General features: G+C 71.8%; 22 protein-coding genes and 1 pseudogene. 7 read left to right on the plus strand and 16 right to left on the minus strand.

Going from position 1 to position 23,061, the window contains the following annotated elements:
- Positions 1-4: 4 nt before the first annotated feature.
- From BGP03_RS27290 to BGP03_RS27310, 5 genes are all read right to left on the minus strand, one after another.
- On the minus strand, positions 5-2,680 hold the full coding sequence (locus BGP03_RS27290; RefSeq protein WP_296369180.1) for an ABC transporter permease: 2,676 nt from the start codon (positions 2,678-2,680) through the stop codon (positions 5-7).
- Positions 2,677-3,363, minus strand: a complete 687-nt coding sequence (locus BGP03_RS27295) for an ABC transporter ATP-binding protein (protein WP_296369184.1) — start codon at positions 3,361-3,363, stop codon at positions 2,677-2,679. Before BGP03_RS27295 ends, BGP03_RS27290 begins: the two co-directional genes overlap by 4 nt.
- A 65-nt stretch (positions 3,364-3,428) precedes the next feature.
- Entirely contained in the window at positions 3,429-4,097 is a 669-nt protein-coding gene (locus BGP03_RS27300; protein WP_296369185.1) for an ATP-binding cassette domain-containing protein, read from the minus strand.
- Positions 4,094-4,804, minus strand: coding sequence for a hypothetical protein (locus tag BGP03_RS27305; protein WP_296369187.1), 711 nt, complete (start codon positions 4,802-4,804; stop codon positions 4,094-4,096). The genes BGP03_RS27300 and BGP03_RS27305 overlap by 4 nt, the downstream gene beginning before the upstream one ends.
- Positions 4,805-4,886: 82 nt before the next feature.
- Positions 4,887-6,998 carry a transglycosylase domain-containing protein gene (locus BGP03_RS27310; RefSeq protein ID WP_296369189.1) on the minus strand — a complete coding sequence of 704 codons (2,112 nt, stop codon included), beginning with the start codon at positions 6,996-6,998 and terminating at the stop codon, positions 4,887-4,889.
- Between the two features lie 338 nt (positions 6,999-7,336).
- Here BGP03_RS27310 and BGP03_RS27315 point away from each other — a divergent pair, with 338 nt between their 5' ends.
- Both BGP03_RS27315 and BGP03_RS27320 read left to right on the plus strand, forming a co-directional pair.
- Positions 7,337-7,552: a hypothetical protein gene (locus tag BGP03_RS27315; protein WP_296369191.1), complete on the plus strand. Its 216-nt coding sequence runs from the start codon at positions 7,337-7,339 to the stop codon at positions 7,550-7,552.
- Positions 7,553-7,565: 13 nt separating this feature from the next.
- Complete coding sequence (locus tag BGP03_RS27320) at positions 7,566-8,285, plus strand: SGNH/GDSL hydrolase family protein (protein ID WP_296369192.1); 720 nt, start codon at positions 7,566-7,568, stop codon at positions 8,283-8,285.
- Positions 8,286-8,329: 44 nt separating this feature from the next.
- Here the strand turns inward: BGP03_RS27320 and BGP03_RS27325 are convergent, their stop codons facing one another.
- The 3 genes from BGP03_RS27325 to BGP03_RS27335 are packed head-to-tail and all read right to left on the minus strand — an operon-like array spanning position 8,330 to position 11,129.
- On the minus strand, positions 8,330-9,388 hold the full coding sequence (locus BGP03_RS27325; RefSeq protein ID WP_296369194.1) for an ABC transporter substrate-binding protein: 1,059 nt from the start codon (positions 9,386-9,388) through the stop codon (positions 8,330-8,332).
- A gap of 35 nt (positions 9,389-9,423) precedes the next feature.
- Positions 9,424-10,323 carry an ABC transporter permease gene (locus BGP03_RS27330; protein WP_296369196.1) on the minus strand — a complete coding sequence of 300 codons (900 nt, stop codon included), beginning with the start codon at positions 10,321-10,323 and terminating at the stop codon, positions 9,424-9,426.
- Positions 10,320-11,129, minus strand: coding sequence for an ABC transporter ATP-binding protein (locus BGP03_RS27335; protein WP_298800653.1), 810 nt, complete (start codon positions 11,127-11,129; stop codon positions 10,320-10,322). The genes BGP03_RS27330 and BGP03_RS27335 overlap by 4 nt, the downstream gene beginning before the upstream one ends.
- Between BGP03_RS27335 and BGP03_RS27340 the strand changes: the two genes are divergently transcribed.
- Together BGP03_RS27340 and BGP03_RS27345 are read left to right on the plus strand one after the other, a co-directional pair.
- Positions 11,119-12,882: a sensor histidine kinase gene (locus BGP03_RS27340; RefSeq protein WP_296369201.1), complete on the plus strand. Its 1,764-nt coding sequence runs from the start codon at positions 11,119-11,121 to the stop codon at positions 12,880-12,882. The two genes, BGP03_RS27335 and BGP03_RS27340, sit on opposite strands and share 11 nt — an antisense overlap.
- Entirely contained in the window at positions 12,879-13,556 is a 678-nt protein-coding gene (locus tag BGP03_RS27345) for a response regulator (protein WP_296369202.1), read from the plus strand. Before BGP03_RS27340 ends, BGP03_RS27345 begins: the two co-directional genes overlap by 4 nt.
- A 28-nt stretch (positions 13,557-13,584) precedes the next feature.
- Here BGP03_RS27345 and BGP03_RS27350 read toward each other — a convergent pair whose 3' ends face one another.
- The 7 genes from BGP03_RS27350 to BGP03_RS27380 form a co-directional block, all read right to left on the minus strand.
- Positions 13,585-14,157, minus strand: coding sequence for a Chromate resistance protein ChrB (locus BGP03_RS27350; protein WP_296369203.1), 573 nt, complete (start codon positions 14,155-14,157; stop codon positions 13,585-13,587).
- A gap of 25 nt (positions 14,158-14,182) precedes the next feature.
- Positions 14,183-14,395, minus strand: a complete 213-nt coding sequence (locus tag BGP03_RS27355) for a hypothetical protein (protein WP_296369205.1) — start codon at positions 14,393-14,395, stop codon at positions 14,183-14,185.
- On the minus strand, positions 14,392-15,144 hold the full coding sequence (locus BGP03_RS27360) for a hypothetical protein (RefSeq protein WP_296369207.1): 753 nt from the start codon (positions 15,142-15,144) through the stop codon (positions 14,392-14,394). Before BGP03_RS27360 ends, BGP03_RS27355 begins: the two co-directional genes overlap by 4 nt.
- Positions 15,145-15,165: 21 nt before the next feature.
- Positions 15,166-16,317, minus strand: a complete 1,152-nt coding sequence (locus BGP03_RS27365; RefSeq protein ID WP_296369209.1) for an ABC transporter ATP-binding protein — start codon at positions 16,315-16,317, stop codon at positions 15,166-15,168.
- A complete protein-coding gene (locus BGP03_RS27370) occupies positions 16,310-18,061 on the minus strand; it encodes a hypothetical protein (RefSeq protein WP_296369211.1) in 1,752 nt (583 codons plus the stop codon). The genes BGP03_RS27365 and BGP03_RS27370 overlap by 8 nt, the downstream gene beginning before the upstream one ends.
- Positions 18,062-18,065: 4 nt before the next feature.
- Entirely contained in the window at positions 18,066-19,154 is a 1,089-nt protein-coding gene (locus BGP03_RS27375) for an ABC transporter substrate-binding protein (RefSeq protein WP_296369213.1), read from the minus strand.
- Positions 19,155-19,332: 178 nt separating this feature from the next.
- Positions 19,333-20,094 (minus strand): hypothetical protein, encoded by a 762-nt coding sequence (locus BGP03_RS27380; RefSeq protein ID WP_296369215.1) that lies wholly within the window; start codon positions 20,092-20,094, stop codon positions 19,333-19,335.
- 89 nt (positions 20,095-20,183) lie between these two features.
- Between BGP03_RS27380 and BGP03_RS27385 the strand changes: the two genes are divergently transcribed.
- Positions 20,184-20,807 (plus strand): DedA family protein, encoded by a 624-nt coding sequence (locus BGP03_RS27385; protein WP_296369217.1) that lies wholly within the window; start codon positions 20,184-20,186, stop codon positions 20,805-20,807.
- On the opposite strand, the gene BGP03_RS27390 is transcribed toward BGP03_RS27385, so the two are convergent.
- Positions 20,804-21,481, minus strand: coding sequence for a response regulator transcription factor (locus BGP03_RS27390; protein WP_296369218.1), 678 nt, complete (start codon positions 21,479-21,481; stop codon positions 20,804-20,806). The genes BGP03_RS27385 and BGP03_RS27390 overlap by 4 nt on opposite strands.
- Positions 21,482-21,905: 424 nt before the next feature.
- Between BGP03_RS27390 and BGP03_RS27395 the strand changes: the two genes are divergently transcribed.
- The gene (locus BGP03_RS27395) at positions 21,906-22,676 is read left to right on the plus strand and encodes a phosphodiester glycosidase family protein (protein WP_299738030.1); all 771 of its coding nucleotides are present in this window, start codon (positions 21,906-21,908) and stop codon (positions 22,674-22,676) included.
- Positions 22,677-22,735: 59 nt separating this feature from the next.
- Positions 22,736-23,061 (plus strand): annotated as a pseudogene (locus BGP03_RS27400) (sensor histidine kinase); the annotation flags it as partial.

Here is a 23,061-nt window from a genome sequence, read left to right on the forward strand (position 1 = left end):
ATCCTCACAGCTCCCGAAGGAGAGCGACCGGTGCTCGCCGGCCGGGACGCAGCGCCCCGACGGTGGCGATCCCGAGACCGCCGAGGGTGACGGCGACGGCGATGCCGAGGTAGGCCCATGGCACCGTCGCAGATGCCGGGGGTGGATCGAACACGCCGGTCAGCACGGCGACGAGCACCTGGGACAACAGCCAGCCCACCGAGGCCCCTGCGACGAGTCCGCCCACCGTGAGGACGGCCGCCTCGGCGGTCACCAGACCGCGCATCTGGCGTCGCGTCGCGCCCAGCGCGGTGGTGATGGCGAAGGTGCGGCGCCGCTCGGCCAGGCCGAGGAACAGCACCAGCCCACCGGCGGCGGCCGCGAGTACGAGCGCGAACCCCAGCTCGACGGCGGTCAGCCCGGCCAGGTCGACGGCGGTGAGGCTGGACCCGACCCGCGAGCGGGTGTGCGCGATGTCGGTGACGGTGGCGGAGGCGCCCAGCCGGGCCTGGATCTGTGCGGCCACCGTGGTGACGTCGCCGCCGCCGGTGTCCACGAGGAACGCCCCCACCGCGTTGTTGCCGGTCTTCGCGGCCACGTAGGAGGCGTTGGCGACGAAGAAGCTGTCCTTCGGCGCGGTCGGGAACTCCGTCACGATCCCGGCGTAGTGGAACGGCACGGTGACCAGTTGCTTGGTGGTGGAGTCCTGCAGGCGCAGGTTCACCACGTCACCGGGCAGGAGCTGGTAGTCCTTGACGGTCTCGGCGGAGACGAGGATCGAGTCCGGTGCGGTGGTGAGGGTGGCCATGAGCGAGCGGGCGCTGCCGCCCTGGAAGTAGGAGTCCTGCAGGGCCGTGACGCCGGTGATGGTGTCCGGGCGCACCCCGTAGAGATCCTGCAGGTCCTTGCCGATGTAGGCGAACCGGTGCTGCAGCGGCTCCACCGCGCGCACGCCGGGCACGGCGGCGAGCGGCGGAGCCGCCTCTGGCCCGACGCGTACGCCGGGAGACTGGGTGACGGTGACGTCGGCGCCGTTGGTCAGCTGCGCGTCCGCCTCGGCCTGGGCCGCGTACGTGGCGTTGAAGGTGGCGGTAGACACGGCGAATGCGAGAGCGAGGCCCAACAGCACCACCGATCGCGCCAGCGGACGGCGGCCCCGCGCCATCATCGCCGCCGCGGTCGAGGCCAGCCGGCCCGCGACCGGCCCCACCACGCGGCCGACCAGCCGGCGCCGGCGCAACGTCGTCTCGACCAGGCATCGGATCAGCAGACCGGCCCCGACCCACAGCAGCGCCGGCCCGGCGAACGCCCAGTAGGACACCGAGATCGTCGGCACTCCCTCGGGGGCGAGCACCAACTGGTAGCCGGTGCCCGTGGTGGACCACACGATCAGCCCGCCGCCGGCCAGCAGCAGCACGTCGATGCCGTAGCGGGCCCACCAGGGGGACCGGTCCCGCGAGCGGGCGTCGGGGGCCGTGCGGCGGGATGCGGCGACCGTGGCCGACCGCACGTCGCGGTACGCCGGAGCGAGGATCGCCGCTGCAGCGACGAGCAGCCCGACCAGCGCGGCACCGGCGGTCCAGCCGACTGCGGCCACGGGCGTGGCTCCGAAGCGGACCGCCCCGAACGCCGACCATCCGACCAGCGCGGCCGCCGCCAGCCCGCCTGCTGCGCCGAGCAGCCCGACCAGCCCGGCCTCGAGGGCAGCCAGCCACAGCACCTGTGTGGTGGTCACCCCGCGGGTGCGGGCCAGGGCCTGCTCCCGGCGGCGCCGGTCGGCCCCGGCCGCGGCCACGGCCACGGTGAGCAACCCGGCGAGCACCGCCCCGGGGAGCCCGAGGAACACGAACAGCACCTGGGCGTAGGCGGCGTCCGAGCGTGCCGCGTCCAGGGCAGCGCCCAGGTTGTCCCCGACGACGGCGGCCCCGGCGGTCTGCGCCTCGAGGTTGCGGGCCTGCCCGGACTCCGCGACGAACGCCGAGGCGGGGTCGGCCGGCAGCGCGTGCGACCGCGCTGCGTGGATCTGGGTGTGCACCCCGTCCGCGGCGGCCGCGCCCGACGCCAGCGGCGCGAACAGGTCCTGCCAGCGTGCCTCGGGCAGCAGCACCACGTTGTCCGGTGGCGCGTTCGGCTGGCTGCCCGGCGGGGCTCCGACCGTCTGGAACAGCGAGTTCGCGGCCGGGAGGTCGACGACCCCGTCGACCCGCAACGAGGTGGCCGCACCGCCCCGCAGGTTCACGGTGATCGTGCCACCGGGCGCGACGCCGAGGTTCGCGGCGGTCTGTTGGGCCACCAGCACGCCCTGGTCGGTTCCGGCGAGGGTGCGCAGCTCGCCGGGGAACGTCGCCCGGTAGGAGTACGGCAGGCCGAGAACCACTGCGGCGCCGGTGTTCTGGGTGGTCGCGCCTGTCGTGGCGGTCAGGCCGTCGGCCTGACCGAACCCGACCGGCACCGCCTGCGTGGTGCCCGCGGCGGCGCGGACGGTGTCGAGCACAGCGGCCGGGTCGGCGCCGGGCTGGACCTGCACCTGCCAGTCCACGGTCACGTCGCGGACCGCCCGTGCGGTCATCGACGCCTGCGACGACGCGAGGAACGCGCCCAGGGACGCCAGCAGTGCCACGGCGACCGCGACACCGGCGGCGGCCACCCCGAGCCGCCCGGCGCGGCGTCGTACGAGACCGGCGAGCCAGATCCTGATCACGAGATCTCCTCCGTGGCGAGCACGCCGTCGGCCATCCGCCAGCGGAGCGCGAGTCGCCGGGCGACCTGCTCGTCGTGCGTGGTGACGACGAGTGCGGCGTCGAGCTCGTCGGCGGTCTCGAGCAGCACGGTGAGCACCCGTTCGCCGGTGGCGTGGTCGAGCTGCCCGGTCGGTTCGTCGGCGAGGATCAGCCGGGGCGCCGACGCGAGCACCCGCGCGATCGCCACCCGTTGGGCCTGACCGCCGGAGATCTCCTCGGGCAGCTTGCGCGCCAGCCCGCCGATGTCCAGCCGGTCCAGGGCCTCGTGCGCCCAGCTGACGGCGTCGACGGCATCGGCCCCGGCGAGCAGCAGCGGCAGCGTCACGTTCTCGACGACGTCCAGGGCCGGGACGAGACTCGGTCCCTGGAACACCAGCCCGACGACGCCCGGCCGGCCCTGCGGTGGGCCGCCCAGACCGGGCCAGGACACCGTTCCCGCCGTCGGGGTCTCCAGTCCGGCCAGCAGGTGCAGCAGGGTGGACTTCCCCGAGCCGGACGGCCCGGTGAGCGCCACCCGCATCCCGGGGACGACGGTGCAGGACGTCGGCCGGACCGCCGGCACCCGGACGGTGCCACGCAGGAAGGTGCGGCTTGCACCATCGCAGATCACCAGGTCCAGATCGGCGTCCTGGCCGCGATGCATCGCGTCTCCCGGTGCGTGCGGATCTGCCCGGCGCTGCTGCGTCGATGGTGAGCTCGCAAGCTCGCTCACGCGGCCACCCGCCCGTCGTCGAGGCGCATGATCCGGTCCGCGGCTCCGGCGACCGCCGGGCTGTGGCTGGCCACGACCACCGCGACACCTCGCCGCGCGGCCCCCACCAGCAACGCCAGGACCGACGCCTCGGTGGTGCTGTCGAGCTCACCGGTCGGCTCGTCGGCGAGGACGACCACCGGGCTCCCGGCCAGCGCCACCGCCAGTCCCGCCCGCGCCGCCTCGCCGCCCGACAGCTCGCCGGGATAGGCATCGGCGCGCCCGGTGAGGCCGACCTGGTCGAGGAGCTCACCGGGCGACGCGGTCTCGGTGGTGCCCGCCACGGTGTGCACGAACGCGAGGTTGGCCCGGACGGTGAGGTGCTCGAACAGGTTCGCCGACTGCGACATGACGCCGATCCCGCGGGCCCGCATGCGGGCCCGTTCGGGCTCGGGCCGGTGGCTCATCCGACGGCCGGCCACCAGCACCGTGCCGCCGTCGGGTTCGTCGAGACCGGCCAGGCACGCGAGGAGCGTCGACTTGCCCGAGCCCGACGGGCCGACGACCACGACGAGCTCGCCCCCGGACACGGCCAGCGAGACCCCCCGTAGCGCCAGGGTCTCCTCCTCACCGGCCCGGAAGAACCGGTACAGAGACCTCGCCTCGATCGCGGTGTCGGCGCTCACGGCTGCCACCGGAACGAGTCCGTGACCGCGCGCCACGGGTCGACGTTGTCGGAACCCTTCGGCCCCGAGAGCGTCAGGATCGCTTCCTGGCCGCCCCGCCAGAACACGTAGCGCTCCACCGCCTCGGTCACCGATTTCCCGGTGACCGCATTGGTCGGTGAGGTCGCCGTGTAGGTCATGAGCACCGCTGAGCCGGCCTTGCGGGAGACGGCCTGCACGTCACCCAGGGCGAACCCGGGCGCCGAGGACTGCAGCGGGGCCACGTCCTGGGCCCGGACGGACGCGACGTCCGGCGCCGCGGTCCGCGGACGTGACTCGAGACGCACGCTGTTGAACTTGTCGGTGAACACCGTCGCCGTCCCGTCGACGGACTGCGTCCAGCCCTGCGGCACCGCCACCGTGAACCGCGCCCCGGCCGGGGTCACGGGCACGAAGACCTGGTTGTCCGGGATGTCACCCGCCGCGATGATCTCGGGTGCGTTCGGGTCGGGGGCGTTCGCCGCGGCCGCGGGCGCGCCGGCCGGGCCCGCCGATGCCGTCGAACCGCTGGGGGGCGCCGTGCCGGCACAGCCGGCGAGGGCCAGTGCCACCCCCAGGCCGGCCACGGCGCCGACGAGCGAGCGGCGAGAGGGCGGGCGACGGCGCGTCGTGTCGGCGGAGTGCGACGTGTCGCCGCCCGGCCCGACCGCGGGGTGCGTTCTGGTCATGGCCAGACCCTGGCGCGGAGGCGATGAGACACCGATGAGAACCCGGTGAGCCCGGCGCCGGGACCTCGGCAAGCCGCTCGCCTCAGCCACCGCCTTGTCCTCGCGGTCGTCCCCCCGCCGGGCTGGACGTGCCGTCCGGGTAGTAGTTCATGCCGGAGTTGGGGTCGTAGTACCCGCCGCCGGCTCCTGGCCCGTTCGTGGTGCTCGGCGGTGCCGCCGGCGCCGTTGGTGCCGCGGTGGGATCGGTGGTCGGTGCCGTGGTGCTCGGCGGGGTGCCGACCGGGACGAACGGGGAGAACTGTTCCACCGGTGTGCCCGCGAGGGCGCCGTTCATGAAGCCCTGCCAGATGGCTCCGGCGAGGGTACGGCCGTAGGCGGGAGCGCCCGAAGCGGTCCGGACGGGGTCGGAGTTGTCGGTGCCGACCCACACCGCGGTGGACAGCGACGGTGTGTAGCCGACCGTCCACGTGTCCTTGTTGTCGTTGCTCGATCCGAGCTGGACGGTGCCGGTCTTCGTCGCAACGGGCCGGCCGCCGTCCAGGGCGATGCGGGAGGTTCGCGCGACGTCGAGCATGGACTCCGTGACGTTGCGCGCAACCGGCTGCGGGACGGCCTGGGTGCCGGCGGGGGAGCCGGTGCGGTCGACGAGGACACGTCCGTCGGAGGCGACGACCTTCGACACGATGTAGGGGTCGTGGCGGACGCCGTCCGCGGCGAAGGTGCCGTAGGCCGCGGCCATGTCGACCGGGTGCACCTCCTGGTCGCCGAGGGAGATGCCGCCGTCGGCGACGGGGAGCAGACCGGCCGGTATCCCTGCCTGGTGTGCTGCGGCCGCGACCCTGTCCACGCCGGTCTGGACCCCGATCCGATAGAAGATCGTGTTGATGGACTCGGTCATGGCGGTCTGGACGCTGCACCGGTCGCAGTTGACGCCGTCGGAGTTGCGGACGACCTGCCCGGCGATCGTCTGCGGTGACGAGCCGTCGTAGATCGAGCCGAGGCCCACGCCGCCGCCGGCCTGCAGCGCCGCGGAGAGCACGAACGGCTTGAACGCCGACCCCGGCTGACGCAGCGACTGCGCGTAGTCGGTGCCGAGCCCCTGCGGGCCGCCGTCGTAGGCGACGATCGCCCCCGTGCGGGGGTCGACCGACACCAGCGCGGTGCGCAGACCCGCCGACTGGCTACTCATGGTCGCCCTGACGGCGGCCACGGCCCCCCGCTGCATGGCCGGATCCACTGTGGTCGTGACGGTGAGTCCACCGGTGTCGATCTGGTCCTGGGAGATGCCGGCCGCCGCCAACTCGGCCTTGGCGGCGGCGTAGATGTGGAAGCTCTCGTCGTCCGGCACCCCGGCGGCGGAGGGGGGAGCGGGGAGCCAGTCGGTCGGGAACACCTGCCGGGCCCGGTCGGCCGGGGTCAGCCATCCGGCCTGCGTCATCCCGTCGAGGACGTAGGTCCAGCGGGCCTTGGCCTGCACCAGGTCGTTGGCCGGGTCGCCGCCGCTGGGTGACTGGATGACACCGGCGATCATCGCGGCCTGGGAGACCGTGAGCCGGCTGACGTCGGTGTTGAAGTAGGCCCTCGACGCGGCCTGGATGCCGTAGGCGCCACGGCCGAAGTAGATGGTGTTGAGGTAGTTCTCGAGGATCTGGTCCTTGGTCTCGACCTTGGAGATCTTGATCGCGACGACGGCCTCGCGGAACTTGCGCCAGAGGGTGGCCTGGTCCTGGCCGGTGACGTTCTTCACGTACTGCTGGGTGATCGTGGACCCCCCGCCGTCGCCTCCTGTGAGCTGGCTGACCACGGCGCGCCCGATGCCCATGATGTCGAAGCCGGGGTTGGACCGGAACGTGCGGTCCTCGGCGGCCAGCACGGCGTTCTGGACCGTGATCGGCACCTTGTCGAGGGTGACGTCGGTGCGGTTGACGTTGTCCGGCCGCACAACGGCCAGCGGCGAGCCGTCGGCGTAGGTGAAGGTGGCGGTCTGGGTGAGGGTGGCCGCCGCCGCGGTGGGGACCGGGAACACGATCCACCCGATCGCGAAGGCGAGCAGCGGTCCGAAGACGAGCACCGACAGCAGGAGCCACAGCCAGCGCCGCACTCGTTGCCCCGTGGTGCGGGCGCTCCGATTGGAGCCGGGCTTCCGGCCCGTCCGGGTCCTGCCACCGGCGGCCGGCCGGATGACCGTGGTCACGGGGTCGTGGGTGAGCAGGGGCAGGCCGCGAGCCCGGTCCGCGCCGGCCGCCGCCCGGGGTCGGCCGACGGCCGGGACCGGAGGTCGCGCCCGCGCCGGATCGTGTCGCGCGCCGGTCATCGGCGCCGTGCCGCGGAGTCCTGCATTTGCACCACCTCGTCGTCGAATACGGGTTCCCGCTCGATGGTAACCAGGCGGCACTCCGTTTCGAGCCGGCCGGGAAGGCTCTCTCGAATTTGCTTTTCGCTAACCTTCTCATGGTCTGGCGGGTACTTTTCGCGAGTATTTTCCTGCGATCGTTCGGTGGCGTTCCGTGGCGATGAGGATAGGATGTCGAGGTGGCATTGACGCAGCACATCTTCTTCACGCGAAACGATTCGCCACGGCGTGCGGCATTTGTCGTACTGGTCCTCGCACTGCCGGTTCTCGTCCTGGGCCTGGCGTCGATCGGGGGATGGCTCGGGTTGGCCGGTGTGGCCACGGTTCTCGTCACCGGCGTCACGGTGGTGGTGATCATCGACGCCGGGCCGTTCCGCGTGGCCGATGCCGGGTAGCCGGCGGCCGATCATGAAGAGCGGGACGTGGTCCCGGGTGGCGGGCCGGCTGCCGCCGACCCGCACGGCCCTGCTCGTCGCACTGGTCGTGGTGCTGGCGGGCGGAGGGCTGGCGCTCGTGCGTCCCGCGACTGCGGCGGTCGCGGTGCCCGGGCACCCTGTCCCGACGGCTGCCGCGGCCGAACCGGTGCTGGCGGTGATCGGAGCCTCCATCGCCGCGGGCGTGGGCGCCGCCGGACCGCACGGCGGGTGGCCCTACCTCCTGGGACGCGCGGAGGGCTGGCGAGTGGTCGTCGTCGCGGATCCGGGCGCCGGGTTCATCAACCCCGGTGCCCACCACCTGGGACCGTTCTCCCGCCTGCTCGGGCGCCTCGATCTGGCCAGGCTGGACCCCGCCATGGTGATCGTGCAGGGCGGTTACAACGACGTGGGCCGTCCGCCGGGGGCGGTCGCGTCGCAGGTCGCAGCCCTGTTCGGGGCGATCCGTCGCGCGGCGCCGCATGCCCGCCTCGGTCTGGTGTCGGTGTTCAGCACGCGTGCGGGTCCGACGCCGGCGGCGGTCGCGCTGGACCGCACGATCATCGGCGCAGCGCGTTCGGCCGACGGGGCGGTGGTCGTGTTCGATCCCCTCGGTGAGCGATGGACCTTCCCCCGGATCCGCGACGGCCTGCATCCCACCCCGTCCGGCCATGCGTGGATCGCCGCCCGCATCGCACAGGACCTGCGCCGCTGACCCGGAGCGGCGCAGGTCCTTCCCGGCCCGACGGCCGACCGCGATCAGGTGATGGGCTGCGCCGCCTTCACGAACTCGTCGGTGTAGGTCTTGGTGAGGTCGACCGACTTGCCCTTCACCGTGGCGTTGAAGGCACTGAGCACCGCGAGGCAGGTGGCGGGCCCGTCGGCCGGCATGACCCCGGTCGGGTTGAAGATCCCCTTCTCGCTGGTGAGAGCGGCGGCGTAGGCGTCCTTGCCGACGCCCTTGTAGTAGTCCGCGGGCATCTTGTCCGCGATCTCCTGGGCGCTGTGGCCCTGGATCCACTTCAGCGTCGCGACGTAGGCGTTGACGAGCCTCTGCACCGTGTCCTTGTTGGCGTTGACGTATTCGGTGGTCATGTACAGCGACGTCGCCGGGTAGGTCCCGCCGAGCGCAGCCTTTGATCCCTCCGCCGTGCGCATGTCGAGCAGGATGAACGCGGTGCCGTCCGACAGCGCCTGGGACACCGTGGGTTCGGTGGTCATGCCGCAGTCGATGGCCTTCTGCTTCATGGCCGCGATGAACGTCTGACCGGCACCGACCCCGCGCCGCGTGGTCCGCGCCGGATCCACGCCGTTCTTGGTGGTGAGGTACTGGGTGAGGAAGTCGGTCGACGATCCCGTGTCGGTGATGCCCAGTGACCTGCCCGCGAAGTCGGCGGGGCTCTTCACGACCCCCTTGAGATCGCTGCGGCAGAGTTCGACCTCGCCGGGGATCTGCAGCATGGAGACCACGGACTCGGAGAACTTGTTCTGCGCCTGGAGGGCGATGTTGTGGTCGTAGAAGCCGCCGACTCCCTGGACCTGGCCGGCGAGCATGTTCTGGGTGGCGTCCCCGCCTGCGGGTTCGTCGATGAGGTTGACGTTGACCCCGGCCTTGTCGTAGTAGCCGAGTTGCTTGGCCAGCATGAACGGGAGGTAGATCTGCTTGCTCAGTCCGCCGACCATGATCGTCAGGGTGGGGGCGTTGGCGACGGTTCCCGCCGACGAGCCCGCAGCGCCGGAGGCGTTGTTCGCGCATCCGGTCACCGCGGCGGCGGCCAGTACGACGCCGATGGCGGACGCCAGGTACTTGCTCTTCATCGAGTCTCTCCTCGGTCGAAACGGGTGGAGCGAGGTCATTCGACGGCCGCGCCGCCATGGAACTGAGGCGGTCGCCAGCTCAGCAGCCGGTTCTCCAGGACGGTGATCAGCGCTTCAGCGACGAGCGCGATGATCGCGACCAGGACCATCCCGGCGAGTACGCCGTTCATGGAGAAGTTGTTCTGGGAAGACCGGATGAGCAGGCCGAGCCCCTTGTCCGCACCCAGCAGCTCGCCGACGATCGCGCCGATGAGGGCGAAGCCGAAGCTGATGTGGAGGCTCGCGAGGATCCAGGTGAACGCCGACGGCAGGACCACCTCGCGGGTGACGCGCCACGGCGAGGCGCCCAGGAGCCGCGCGTTGGCCAGCAGGTTGCGGTCGACCTCGCGGGTGCCCTGGAAGGCGTTGAAGAAGACCCCGAAGAACACCAGCACCACGGCGAGGATCACCTTCGACTGGATGCCGAATCCGAAGGCCACCGTGAAGATGGCGCCGAGGATGATGCGGGGGATCGAGTTCGCCACCTTCAGGAACGGCGCGAACAGCTCCGCGAGCAACTGGACCCGGCCGAGCGCGATCCCGAACACGATGCCGAGGACCACGCCGATGACGAAGCCGAGGACGGCTTCCTCGAGGGTCACGAAGATCTGCTCCGCGAGGGAACCCTGTGGGGTCCCCTCGGTGATCCACGTGACCAGCTGGTCCCACACGCCGGTGGGCTCCCCCCAGAAGAACGGGTCCACGACCTTGGTGGCCACACCGACCTGCCAGGCGGTCAGCAGAGCGACCACGATCGCGGTCCGCGCCGCCGCCAGCGCCAGCCGGCGCCGACCGCCCCGGCGGCGACGCGACGGCGACGGGTCGGGCGGAGTGGTGGGGGCGGCCGCGGGAGCCGCCGCTGCGGGCAGGTCGGTTCGCAGCGGGGTCTCGCTCACGACGCCACCGTCGACAGGGTCGTGGTGCGCGCGTACGCCTCGTCGACCTCGTCGCGCAGCGCTTCCCAGATCTGCCCGTAGAGCCGTACGAAGGTGGGGTCGAAGCGGATCTCCTGGACCACGCGCGGGCGGGGGAGGTCGATGTCGAACTCGGCCTTCACCGTTCCCGGGCCCGCCGTGATCACGACGACCTTGTCGGCGAGGGCGATGGCCTCCTCGAGGTCGTGGGTGACGAAGATGACCGCCGGTCTGGTCTGGTCCCACAGCTGCAGCAGCTCGGTGGACATGATCGCCCGCGTCTGCACGTCGAGAGCGCTGAACGGCTCGTCGAGCAACAGGATGCGGGGCTGGTTGATGAGTGTCTGCGCCAGCGCGACGCGCTTGCGCATGCCGCCCGAGAGCTGATGGGGGTAGCGGTCCTCGAAACCGGCCGGGCCCACGCGGCGCAACCAGTCCCGGGCCAGCCCGTTCGCGGCAGGTCGTGCGGTGCCGCGGAACAGAGGTCCGGCCGCGACGTTGTCGAGCACCGACTTCCAGGGGAACACGGCGTCCTGCTGGAAGACGAACCCGGTGCTGGTGTCGACGCCCCGGACCGGTTGCCCGTGGACGACCGCCTGACCCGCCGATGCGAGCTCGAGGCCGGACACGAGCGTGAGCGTCGTCGACTTGCCGCATCCCGTCGGCCCGACGACGGCGCAGAACTGCCCGTCCTCGACCGTCAGGGACAGATCTTTGAGCGCGGTGTAGGTACCGCCGTCCGCGGTCGCGAACTTCTTGGTGACATTGCGTAGCTCGATGGCCGCCATAGGGTCCGAACTCCTCTCCTCGACGGTGAGTCGCCGGTACAGTAGAAACAGATCCCATGGCGGTGGAAGACTTCGGAGCGTTACCTCCGTTCGTCGCATTTCCCACGGTTTTGTGCGTTCTGCTCATTCATCGGTCAGGGGTGCCATGCAGCGAAAAGGCATGACCCTGTCGGCCCGGATCCTGGTGGCCACACTCGGGATCATCGTCGTGACGATGCTGGTCGGGCTCGGGCTCTACTCGCGACTCACCAGTGTGGCGAACGACGACCAGGCCGTTGAACAGGCGCGGAGCGTCGCCGTGTCCCTGGGCGACGCCCCCGGGCTCGCAGAACTGGTCGTCGCCGGCGATCCGCACCACCAGCTGCCCGGCCTGGGGGAACGGGTCCGTCGTGACTCGGTGGCGTCCTATGTCGTCATCATCGACCGCTCCGGGATCCGCTACTCACATCCCAACGCGGCTCTGATCGGCCAACGCATCGAAGAACCCGTCGTCGCTCTGGACGGCGTCGTGCGCACGGGCATCGACGTGGGAAGCCTCGGCCGTTCGGCCAACGCCCGCGCCCCGATCGTCGACGCCGGCGGGCGCCCGGTGGGGGAGGTGTCGGTCGGGATCCTCGAGTCGGAGGTGGGTGTGCGCTTCACCCAGCAGATGGGCGACATCGCGCTCTACACGCTCCTCGCCCTGGGGCTCGGCGTCGTGGCGTCGCTCGTCCTGTCCCGTGCGATCACGCGTGCGACCTTCGACCTGGAGCCGGCCGAGATCGTGGCCCTCGTGCAGGAGCGGGAGGCCATGCTGCACGGGATCCGGGAGGGCGTCCTGGCCGTCGACACCCTGGGTCGGCTCAACGTCCTGAACGAGGAGGCCCGCCGTCTCCTGGCGATCCCCGCGGCGCGGCTCGGGCAGCAGCCGTCCGACTTCCTACCCGAGGGGCAGCTCCGCCGGATCGTCGCCGGCGAGGTGAACGGCCCGGACCTGGTGGTCGTCACCGACGAGAACCTGCTGGTCCTCAACCGGATGCCGGTGATCGTGGCCGGGCGCAACATCGGCTGGGTGGTGACGATCCGCGACCGGACGGAACTCGAGGCGCTGGTCCGCCAGCTCGACGCGGTCGAGGGGCTCACCACCGCACTGCGTGCCCAGGAACACGAGTTCGCCAACCGCCTGCACGTGCTGTCGGTGCTCCTGGAACTGGGTGAGTTCGACGAGGCTGCCGGCTACAGCCGGAGGCTGCAGTCCGAGACCGCGCTGGCGAGCGAGGACGTGCGGTCCAGGATCGGGTCTCCGGTCATCGCAGCCCTCGTCATCGCCAAGACGGCCGTCGCGGCGGAACGTGATGTGGTGATCCGGGTTGATCCCGGCAGCAGACTTGGGCACCTCGAGGGGGACAACATGCCGGTGGTGACGGTCCTGGGCAACCTCGTCGACAACGCCGTCGACGCTATCGCCGGCGATCCGGCGTCGGTGGGCCGGCACCCCCGCGGCACCGTCACCATCGCCCTCGCGCACTCCGAGGGGAGCCTCCGGCTGGTCGTGACCGACGATGGTCCGGGGATCCCGGCGGATCACCTCGCCGAGGTGTTCGTCGACGGGTTCTCGACCAAGGAGCCGCGCTCCGGCATGCGCCGCGGGGTGGGACTGGCCCTGGTGCACCGGCTCGTGACGAGGTGCGGTGGCGCCATCACCGTCGGGTCGACCGGCGGAGCCCGCTTCGATGTCGTCCTGCCCCTGCGAGAACGTGAAGGAGTCCCATGATCCGGGTTCTCGTCGTCGACGACGATTACCACGTGGCCCGTGTGCACGCCAGGAGCGTGGGCACCGTCGACGGCTTCACCGTGGTCGGCGAGGCCCACTCCGGTGTGGAGGCGCTCGACATGGTGGCCTCCGCCGCGCCCGACCTGCTCCTGCTCGACATGTACCTGCCGGACTTCAGCGGCTTGGACCTCGTGCGGCGCATGTCGACGGCCGGCGGGCCGGTCGCGGACGTCATCCTTCTGACCGCGGCACGCGACATCGACTCGATCCGGTCCGCGATGCAGGTGGGTGCGTTTTACTACCTCGTCAAGCCGTTCACCCACGCCGCGCTGTGCGAGCAGCTCCATGCCTACGCGGTCTGGCAGAGGCGCCTCGCCGAGGTGCCGGAGGCCGACCAGCACGACGTCGACGACCTCTTCGGCCTGCGGGGGGCCCGACCGCGGGGTGGGCCCGGGGCCCGGCCACTGGAGCCGACCATGGCGAAGGTCCTGCAGATCGTCACGGAGGCGACGGCTCCCGTGAGTGCTGTGGACGTGGCCAAGGCCCTCGGCGCGAGCAGGCCGACCGCGCAGCGCCATCTCGCCGATCTGGCGCGGAATCAGGTTCTCGAGCTGGTCCTCACCTACGGTGCGACCGGCCGACCCCAGCACCGCTACCGCCCGCATCCTCGCTGAGCCGGTCGGCGACGACCCGCCCGGCGGCTCAGGCCCCGTCCGACTCCCCGGCGTAGACCCACGCCCCGTAGCCCTCGAGCTCCTTCTCGCAGACGGCGAGGGCCTCCTCGCACGCCTGCCGGCCGGGGGCGCCGAAGACGTCCCGGCTCCGGATCTTGGCGAACCAGTTCCGCAGCTTGATGAGATCCTCGTCGTTCTCCTCGAGCTCGGCGTAGGTGAAGTGCTCCTGACGGAACTCCTTGCGGATGCCCGCGACGAAGTCGTGGCACTTGTCGACGATCTCGGCGTACTCGTCGTCACGGGCGGCCTGGAACGCGGCGCGGATCTCCTGCTCGCCGGCGAGCACCGCACAGGACAGCAGCGACGCGGTACCGGACATGTCGAGGATCTCGCGCTGCAACAGCCGCAGTGCCCGCTCGGCCGTAGGCCCCGCGGGCAGTGCTGCGGCGGAGTTCTGCAGGTAGATCGCCCCGAGGCCCTTGAGTCGCCGCCACACGGTGGCCCGGAGCCGGGTGGGCTCCGACGGGATCCGGTAGATCAGGACGAGCCAGCCGGCGGGCGCGCCGTTCGTGGCGCGGGCGGAGACCTCGGCATCGCTCACGCCGTCAGTCTGCCGCGTCGGACCGTCACCCTCCCCGGCCGGGGCGGGCGACGCGCCACAGGCTCAGCGGCAGCACGACGGCCACGGCCACCGGGAGCACCCACCAGGCCGCGACACCGGCCGAGGCGACCGCGAACGTCACCGCGAGCGCCACGACGACCGCGACGGCCACGCGCCAGTCGTCGCCGACCACGAAGTCGTACCAGAACGCCCCGAACGCCCTCAGCTTCCCGATCACGACGCCACCGCCGCGGTAACGGCGTTCCCGGCGCGGCGCAGGACGGCGACCAGCCCGAGCGCGAACAGTGCGACGGCCGGGACCACGACGAGCAGTGCGGCGTCGGCGCCGGGCCACTGCGCGCCGGCGCCCTCGGCGCCCCAGAAGATTCCGAAGGAGGTCAGCATGATGCCGACCACGAACTTCATCGTGTTCTCGGGTACCCGCGCCAGCGGTGCGCGGACGGCGATGCCGGCGACCGTGACGGCGAGGACGGCGGCGAGTGCCGCCACCGCGGCCAGCGGGATGTTCTGCTGGTTGGCACCGAACGTCAGCGCGATGAACGCCACCTCGAGGCCTTCGAGCACCACGCCCTTGAACGACAGGGTGAAGGAGTACCAGTCCGCGACGATGCCGCGCCGGCCGGCGGGGGCGGCCTCGGCCGCCGCCCGCTCCCGGAGGTAGATGGCGTCCTCGTCGTGCAGGGCCTTGAGACCGCTCGCCCGAAGCACCGCCTTGCGTAGCCACTGCAGGCCGAAGACCAGCAGCAACCCGCCGACCACCAGGCGGAGCCCCTCGAGCGGGATCGCCGTCACGGCCGGGCCGAGCGCGGCCACGACCACCGCCAGCACGACGACGCCGGCGACGACCCCCGTGATGGCCGACCGCCAGTCCCTGCTCGTTCCCGCCGCCAGCACGATCGTCAGGGCCTCGACGGCCTCGACCGTGCAGGCGAGGAACACCGCTATGAACAGAGCGCCACCGCTCAACGAACCCACCTCCTCACTGCGTCAGCTCGCAATACTAACAGCGGTTATGTCTTCTGAATAACGAACCTTCTCGACCCGTTCGCCGGTCGGGTAGGCGACGCAGCCGTCCGGGTCCACCGCGACCTCCACGGCCGACCCCCGGGGCCGGGCGTGCTGGTCGAACACGGCCGACAGTGCGCCCACGGGACCCGTCACGACGTGGTCGTAGCCCCGCCCGCGGTACGCCACGTCGGTGACCGTGCCCGACACCGAGCCGTGCGGCGCCGTGGCCCCGGCGAGCAGGATCGTCGTGGCCGCGGGCCGGACCGTCACGGACACGACATCCCCGGTAGCGAGAACGCCCGCGGTGCGGCTGCGCAGCCGCCGGTCGCCGACCTGCACGATGACGTCCCCGCCGTCGGCGGCGACCACCCGGCCGGGCAGCTCCCCGGCGAGTCCGGTGAAGCGCGCGACGAACGGCGTGGCCGGGCGGGCGTACACGGCCTCCGGGCGGTCGAGCTGCACGAGCGTGCCGTGGTCGAGCACGCCGATCACGTCCGCCAGCGCGAAAGCCTCGGACTGGTCGTGGGTGATGTAGACGGCCGTCGCCCCGGTCTCGCGGGTGAGCGTGGCGATCTCGACGCGGAGCCGCTCGCGCAGGTCCGCGTCCAGGTTCGACAGGGGCTCGTCGAACAGGAGCAGGCCGGGCCGGGCGACCACGGCGCGGGCGAGCGCGACGCGCTGCTGCTCGCCGCCCGAGAGCTCGTGCGGGTAGCGCCCGGCCAGCGCACCCAGTCCGACCCGGTCGAGGACCTCCTCGCAGCGCCGCGCCGCCTCCGGGCCGCGGAGCCGCCGGCGGCGCAGGGCGTAGCCGACGTTGCCTAGCACGGTCAGGTGCGGCCACAGGGCGTAGTCCTGGAACACCATCGCCAGGTCACGCTTCTCGGGGGCGACGTGGCGGCGGCCGTCGCCGACGACCTGGTCGCCGAGGCGGACCTCGCCCTCGTCGAGCCGCTCCACGCCGGCGAGCGTCCTGATCAGCGTCGACTTCCCCGACCCGGACGGGCCGAGCAGCACCAGGAAGCGGCCCGCGGCCACGTCGAGGTCGATGCCGGCGAGCGCGTGCACGGCCCCGTAGCGCTTGACCGCGCCGCGGACCTGCAGGGTGGTGCCGTTGTCCTGGTAGTCAGTCATGTGTTCTCCCGATGCGTCGCCAGCCCGTGGGGGCGAGCAGGTGGAACCCGCCGAAGGCCACCGCGACGACGGCCAGCGCGAGTACGACCGCGGTGACCTCCATCGCGGTGCCGCCGCCGAAGTCGTAGTTGGCCAGTGCCTTGGTGATGCCGATCGCGACCGGCGGATGGTCGGGCGGGTAGAGCAGCTGCGAGACCGGCAGCTCGAGCAGCGTCCCGGCGAAGGTGAGCACCCAGGCCGCCAGCACCGGCCGCGCCAGCACCGGTAGCACGGTGCGCAGCCAGGATCCGGCCGCGCCGCCGCCGTGCACCCGGCCGGCCTCGCGCAGCGACTCCTGGACCTGCCCGACGCTGCCCAGCAGCACTCGGGACGTCGACGGCAGCGCGGTGGCCAGGTAGCCCAGCACCAGCAGGGCCGTCGTCCCGTAGAGGTGGATGCCCAGGTCGTTGATCAGCGGCAGGTTGTAGGTGAAGATGTAGCCCGCCGCGAACACGATGCCCGGCAGGGCCACCGCCGTGAGCAGCAGCAGGTCCAGCACCTGGGAACTGAGCCGGGTGCCGCGGGCGCTGAGGATGCGGGCCACGGCCAGCCCGATGACGGCCGTCACCGTGGCCGTGATCAGCGCGAGCCGCGCGGAGTAGAGCAGGGGATCGCGCAGCTCCGGGCTGGCGAGCACGCGCGCGTAGTTCGCCAGGGTCAGGCGGTGGTCCCCGACCAGCGACCCGAGACCGTCGATCAGCGACGCAGACACCGCGCCGAAGGCCGGCACGCCCAGGCCCGCGAGGACGACGACGGCCAGGCCCGTCGTGGCGGCGGCCGTCGCCGGCGGGGAGAGCCGGTGCCGGCGGGCCGGCCGGCTGCGGCCGCCGAGCACGCGGTAGCTGCGCCCGCTCAGAGCCCGGGACTGGGCGAGCAGCGCGAGCCCCGCCATCGCCATCAGCATCCAGCCGACGGCGGCGGCCACCGGGAAGCGGATCGGGAAGCTGTCCACCGCGTCGTAGAGGGTGAACGTGGCCACCGGGAAGTGGGCGTCGTTGGCGAGGGTGGCGGCCACGCCGAAGTCACTGATCGACTCGGCGAAGACGATCGCCACCGCCGACCACACCGCCGGTGCCAGCAACGCCACCACGATCCGCAGCGCGGCGACCCGGCCGCCGCCGTGCACGCGGGCGGCCGACTCGAACTCCTCGCCGAGGCCCCGCAACGCCGACGAGATCGCCAGGTAGGCGAACGGCACACCCTTCACCGCCAGCACGACGACCACGCCCACCGGCCCGTAGAACAGCGCGCGCACGGCGGTGACGTCCAACCCGAGCAGTTCCAGCACGCCGGCCGGTTCGAGCAGCCGCTCCCAGCCCAGCGCGACCAGGTAGGACGGGGCGAGCAGCAGGCCGAACATCGCACCGGTCCAGACGGCCCGGGCCGGGACGTCGGTGCGCGCCACCGCCCAGGCCACCCCGAACCCGATGGCTGTGGCGACGAGTGCGGTGGCGATCCCGACCAGCAATGAGTTGAGCAGCCCCTGCAGCAGGGGCCCGCGGAGCGCCTCCCCGAACCCGGAGAGCGTGAACCACTCCGGGCCCTGGTCGAACAGCCGTGGCGAGAACGCCACCAGCAGGAACAGCAGGATCGGGGCGACCAGGATCGCGACGATCAGCACCCAGAACGCCAGCAGCGGGGCGCCCCGGAACCGGGTGAGACCCAGTCGGACCCGGTCCGGGACCACGAACGCGACGGCTGTCACAGCGCTACTTGATGGTGGAGTCGAAGAAGGTGTTGATCTCACCTTCCAGCGGGCCCCAGAAGTAGGGGTCGATTCGCTGGTAGGCGGCGGGGAACGCCGGCAGCGCGGGCAATGCGGTGACCCCGTCCACGACCGGCCAGTACAGCGAGTCGCCGCTCGGGTCACCGGTCTGCATCACCTTCTGTCCCGCGGGGGACATGACGAAGTCAACGAACTTCTTCGCCTCGTCCTGCACCGCAGGCGGAGCGCCCTTGTCGATGCCGATCACACTCGGCAGCAGCGTCGACTCCGGCAGGTAGACGATCTTCGGGTTGAACGCGGCACTGGCGTGCACCTTCGCCAGCTCACCCGTGGCGGCGGAGCTCTGGATCATCCCGTAGGCGATCTGGCCGGTCTCCAGCGCGTGCAGGGTGTCGCCGTTGGTCGGGTAGACGTGCAGGCCGTTGGCCTTGAGTTGGCGCAGGTAGTCCTCGCCGGCCGCCACACCGCCGGCCTGGCCGCCGAGCTGATTCATCAGTCCGGCGACGAACGGGAACGTCGGACCCGACTGGGCCGGATCGTTCATGCCGACCAGCCCCTTGTAGGCGGGGCCGAGCAGGTCCTGGTAGCTCGTCGGCGCGCCCGGCGCCTTCGCCGCGTTGTAGATCACCGCGGCCATCACGGTGGTGGCGGCCGGGGTGTAGGCGTGGCTCGCAGGCACGAGGGCCTTACCGACCGCGTTCAGCGGGGCGGACGGGATGTAGGGCAACAGCTGTCCCTGCTGATCCAGCGCCGCGAACGCCGTGTCGCCGTCCGCCCACAACACCCCCCACTGCGGGTTGTTCTTCTCCGCCGCGACCTTCGTCAGCAGTGGGCCGGTGCTGTCGTCGACGAGGCTCACCGGGATCCCGGTGGCCGCGGTGAACGCCTTGGTCACGGGCGCGTCGTACCCCTCCGCGGAGTAGACGACCAGCGGGACCGGGCCCGCCGCGGCCGCACCCGCCGCAGCCGCTGTGTCCCTGCCGGTCGGGCTGGCGCATCCGGCGATGGCCAGTGCGGCTGCTACCCCGACCGCCGTGAGGGCACCCCAGGACCGACGTGGGCGAGCTGTCATGGTCGACTCCTCGATCGCATCTGTTCTACAGCTGATGTAACAGCCGTTAGGTACAGTCTGTGACAAAGCTGGCGAGTGAGGGGTGCAGGCATGAACAGGAGGTGAATCGAGCGCGGCCATCGGCGCGGGTCGGGTGCCCGGACGGCGTCGCCTCGCCCGAGAAGCGGCCGTCGACCGGTTAGTGCGATTCTCGGCGCGCGAGCTGGGCCACGACCGCGACGATCGCGGCGATGAGGACGAGACTGATGGGGCCGGTGCCCAGATCCAGGCCACCACGGGCGGGCGGCACCGCGATCCAGTCGGCGAACGACGCGCCCAGCGGCCGGGTGAGCACATAGGCGATCCAGAACGCCGGGACGGGGCCGAGGCCCCACCACCTGTGCGCGACCGCGGGCACCGCGATGGCGACGGCGAACAGCGCGCCGGACGCGAGGTAGCCCAGGTGCAGGGTGGTGGCGGTCATGTCACCGGCGGCGGTACCGAGCGCGAAAGTAGCCAGCACCGTGATCCAGTAGAACGCCTCGCGGCGCGGGGTGGTGATGCTGTGGACGTCGAGGGTGGCCTCGGTGCGGTGCCAGACCGCGAGGGCCGCGGCGACGACGACGGTGAAGGCCACGGTCGAGACCAGGTAGGGAATGCCGACGACGATGTGCGTCACGTCGGCGGCCATCGTGCCGAACACGCTGACCATCGCGACCGCGGCCCAGTAGATCCACGGCCGGTAGCCGCGCACCGTGAACTGGACGACGAGCAGGACGGCAAGCATGAGCCCCGCCGCGCCGACCGCGATGACGGGGTCGATGGTGCGTACGAGGTAGTCCGAGGCGGTCTCGCCCATGCCGGTGGTCAGGACCTTGGCGACCCAGAACAGGACGGTGATCTCCGGGACCTTGACCAGGGTTCGTCGGACGCGGGTGACTTCGGTGGGATGCGTGCTCACCCCGACAGGATCGCCACGGGGTGGGCGCCCGTTGCGGGCGACATCGAGATTTTGCCGGACGCTTGCTGGGCGGGCGGTACGAGTGGGACATGACGTCCGTTCTCGCCTTCAACCCCCTCAGCGCCACCGACTACTTGTCGTCGTTCGGCACGATCGGGATTCTGGTGGTGCTGTTTGCCGAGACGGGTCTGCTGATCGGGTTCTTCCTGCCCGGGGACTCCCTGCTGTTCACGGCCGGGCTGCTCTGCGCGACCGGGGCGGGCGGGCTGCGGCTGAGCCTGCCGTGGGTGCTGGTGGCCGCTGGTGCGGGTGCGCTGGCAGGCGCGCAGGTCGGGTTCCTGATCGGCCGCCGCGCGGGTGACGCCCTCACCGCGCGCGCCGGGCGCCCGCGCCTGGCGGCCGGGCTGCGTCGGGCCGAGGAGCTGTTCACCCGGTACGGGCCGACGAAGGCGATCGTGCTGGCCCGGTTCATCCCGGTGGTCCGCACGGTGCTCAACCCCCTCGCGGGCGCCCTGCACACCCCGACCGCAACCTTCACGCTGTGGCAGTCCGTGGGCGGGCTCGTGTGGACCGTCGGCCTGGTAGTGGCCGGCTACGCGTTGGGGTCGTTCGTGCCGGGCGTGGATCAGTACCTGCTGCCGGTGATCGCCGTGGTGGTCGTGGTGTCGCTGATCCCGTTGCTGCGCGAGGTTCTGCGGGAGCGACGGGCCTAGGTCGTGGATTCCAGCCGGTAGCCGTGGCCCCGCAATGTGGTGATGGCCGGGATGGCTCCGGCGCCGGAGTGCTCGCGCAGCCGGCGTCGGAGGGTGGCGATGTGCACGTCGAGGGTCTTGGTGGAGCCGAACCAGTGCTCGTCCCAGACGTCGGTCATCAGCGTCTCGCGGTCGACGGCCTTACCGGGCTCGGCGGCCAGTCGGGCCAGCAGGTCGAACTCCTTGGACCGCAGCGTCACCTCCTGGCCGGCGACGGTGACGCGACGGCTGGCGCTGTCGACCAGGAGATCCCCGATCAGGCACCTCTTGGGCGTCGTGGCACCCCGGCGCAGATGCGCCCGCACACGTGCGTGCAGTTCGGCGAGGCGGACGGGCTTGACGAGGTAGTCGTCGGCGCCCGCCTCCAGACCGACGACGATGTCCATCTCCTCGCCGCGGGCGGTGAGCATCACGATGACGGTAGCCGGGTTCTCGAGCCGTAGCCGGCGGCAGACCTCGACGCCGTCGAGGTCCGGAAGCCCGAGATCCAGCAGCACGAGGTCGAACGGCCCCGGCGCGCTTAGCGCCTGCGCGCCGGTGCGCGCCCACGTCACGTCGTGGCCGTGGGAACGCATGCTCGTGGTGAGGGCCCCACCGATCGTCTCGTCATCCTCCACGATCAGCAGCCCGGTCATGGGCACCAACCTACCGGCGCGACGAGTTTGCCGTGCTCTGACCTGCGGCTGGCCGGGTCAACACCGCTGCGCTCCTACCGTCGATGTCATGGTTGCTGCGCCGCCCGGGGCCCGTCGTCACCCCGGCGTCGTGGTGCTTGCGCTCGCGGTGCTCCTCGGTGGGGTCGTGGTGCCGTCGGCGTCGCTGGTCCAGGCGCTGACGTATCCGGGCGAGGCAAGCACCACCGTCAGGCTCGTCGAGTGGGCCCGCGAGCACGGGGGTGGTGGGATCGTCGATCTCGTCGAGAACTGGTGGTACGCAAGGCCTCCCGTCGTCGCGTCCCTGGCACCGGCCGATCTTCCCGCGCCTCCTACGGCGGTGGCCACCGGTTCGCCGCCGGTGTTGGCGCCCCTGGTCCCGGCTCTGCCGGGGGAGGGGCAGTGGGTGGCCGGCGCCTCGTCCTCCCTCGGTGAACCCGCGATCTACACGACGTTCGAGCGTCCGGATGCCCGGCACCGGGGCGTCGTGGTCGGGGTCGCGCTGCTGGAGAGCCGCGCGATTGTCACCCACCTCATCGCTGGTACCCGTCAGCCGCTCCCGCAGACCCGGGCCGACGACGCCCGCGTTCCCGATGCGCTGCAGTCATCGCTGGTGGCCACCTTTAACTCCGGGTTCAAGATGCAGGACGCCCACGGCGGCTTCTACGCCGACGGGCATGTAGCTGTACCGCTGCGCGACGGCGCCGCGTCGCTCGTCGTGCGCCGTGACGGCAGCGCCACCGTTGGGCAATGGGGGCAGGATGCCGTCGCCGGTCCGGATGTCGTCGCGGTCCGCCAGAACCTCGATCTCGTCGTCGACAACGGCCGTCCGGCGCCGGGGCTGGACGGCAACACCTCTCAGAGTTGGGGTACCGCGAAGAATCAGCTGCAGTACACGTGGCGTTCCGGGATCGGCATCGACGCGTCGGGAAACCTGGTCTACGTGGCCGGTGACGGGATGAACCTCGTGACCCTGGCTGCGGCGCTCCTGCAGGCGGGTGCCGTCCGCGGGATGCAGCTCGACATCCACAGCGAGATGGTGGACTTCTTCTCCTATCGACACGGGGCAGGCTCGGACGCTCCGGTGGCGACGAAGCTGCTTCCGACCATGCCCGGCCGGAGCGACCGTTACCTAGTGCCCGACCAGCGCGACTTCGTCGCGGTGACCCTTCGCTGAGCTCGCTGACCTCCGAGGCGGTGGAGAGGGAGACGACGGGGTGCTGGGAGGATCGCGTGATGCGCAGACGGATCGCTGGGCTGGCCGTGGCGGCGGCGGTGCTGGCGATCGTCCTGTTCGGGTTGCCGCTCGCTGTCGGGGTGGCGGCCTATCTCCTCGGTGACGAGCGGGCCGAGCTCGAACGCGGCGCTGACGTCGCCGCGATCACGGTGGCCGCCGATATCGCCACCGGCCGCGTCCCCGCCACGCTCGCCGGGATCGACACCACCGAGGACGACGCGGGCACGCTTGCCGTGTACGACACGTCCGGCGCCCGCCTGGTCGGCACCGGCCCGGAGACGGCCGACGGGCCGGTGCTGGCCGCGGTCGGCGACGACCCCGTGGC

The sequence above is a fragment of the Pseudonocardia sp. 73-21 genome, from assembly GCF_001899645.1.
Taxonomy (GTDB): Bacteria; Actinomycetota; Actinomycetes; order Mycobacteriales; family Pseudonocardiaceae; genus Pseudonocardia.

Coding starts and splice junctions, on each gene's coding strand:
- BGP03_RS27390 (WP_296369218.1), bottom strand. CDS start 21,481: ATGACCGGGCTGCTGATCGTGGAGGATGACGAGACGATCGGTGGGGCC.
- BGP03_RS27365 (WP_296369209.1), bottom strand. CDS start 16,317: ATGACTGACTACCAGGACAACGGCACCACCCTGCAGGTCCGCGGCGCG.
- BGP03_RS27345 (WP_296369202.1), top strand. CDS start 12,879: ATGATCCGGGTTCTCGTCGTCGACGACGATTACCACGTGGCCCGTGTG.
- BGP03_RS27340 (WP_296369201.1), top strand. CDS start 11,119: ATGGCCGCCATAGGGTCCGAACTCCTCTCCTCGACGGTGAGTCGCCGG.
- BGP03_RS27295 (WP_296369184.1), bottom strand. CDS start 3,363: ATGCATCGCGGCCAGGACGCCGATCTGGACCTGGTGATCTGCGATGGT.
- BGP03_RS27305 (WP_296369187.1), bottom strand. CDS start 4,804: ATGACCAGAACGCACCCCGCGGTCGGGCCGGGCGGCGACACGTCGCAC.
- BGP03_RS27385 (WP_296369217.1), top strand. CDS start 20,184: ATGACGTCCGTTCTCGCCTTCAACCCCCTCAGCGCCACCGACTACTTG.
- BGP03_RS27320 (WP_296369192.1), top strand. CDS start 7,566: ATGAAGAGCGGGACGTGGTCCCGGGTGGCGGGCCGGCTGCCGCCGACC.
- BGP03_RS27325 (WP_296369194.1), bottom strand. CDS start 9,388: ATGAAGAGCAAGTACCTGGCGTCCGCCATCGGCGTCGTACTGGCCGCC.
- BGP03_RS27335 (WP_298800653.1), bottom strand. CDS start 11,129: ATGGCGGCCATCGAGCTACGCAATGTCACCAAGAAGTTCGCGACCGCG.
- BGP03_RS27375 (WP_296369213.1), bottom strand. CDS start 19,154: ATGACAGCTCGCCCACGTCGGTCCTGGGGTGCCCTCACGGCGGTCGGG.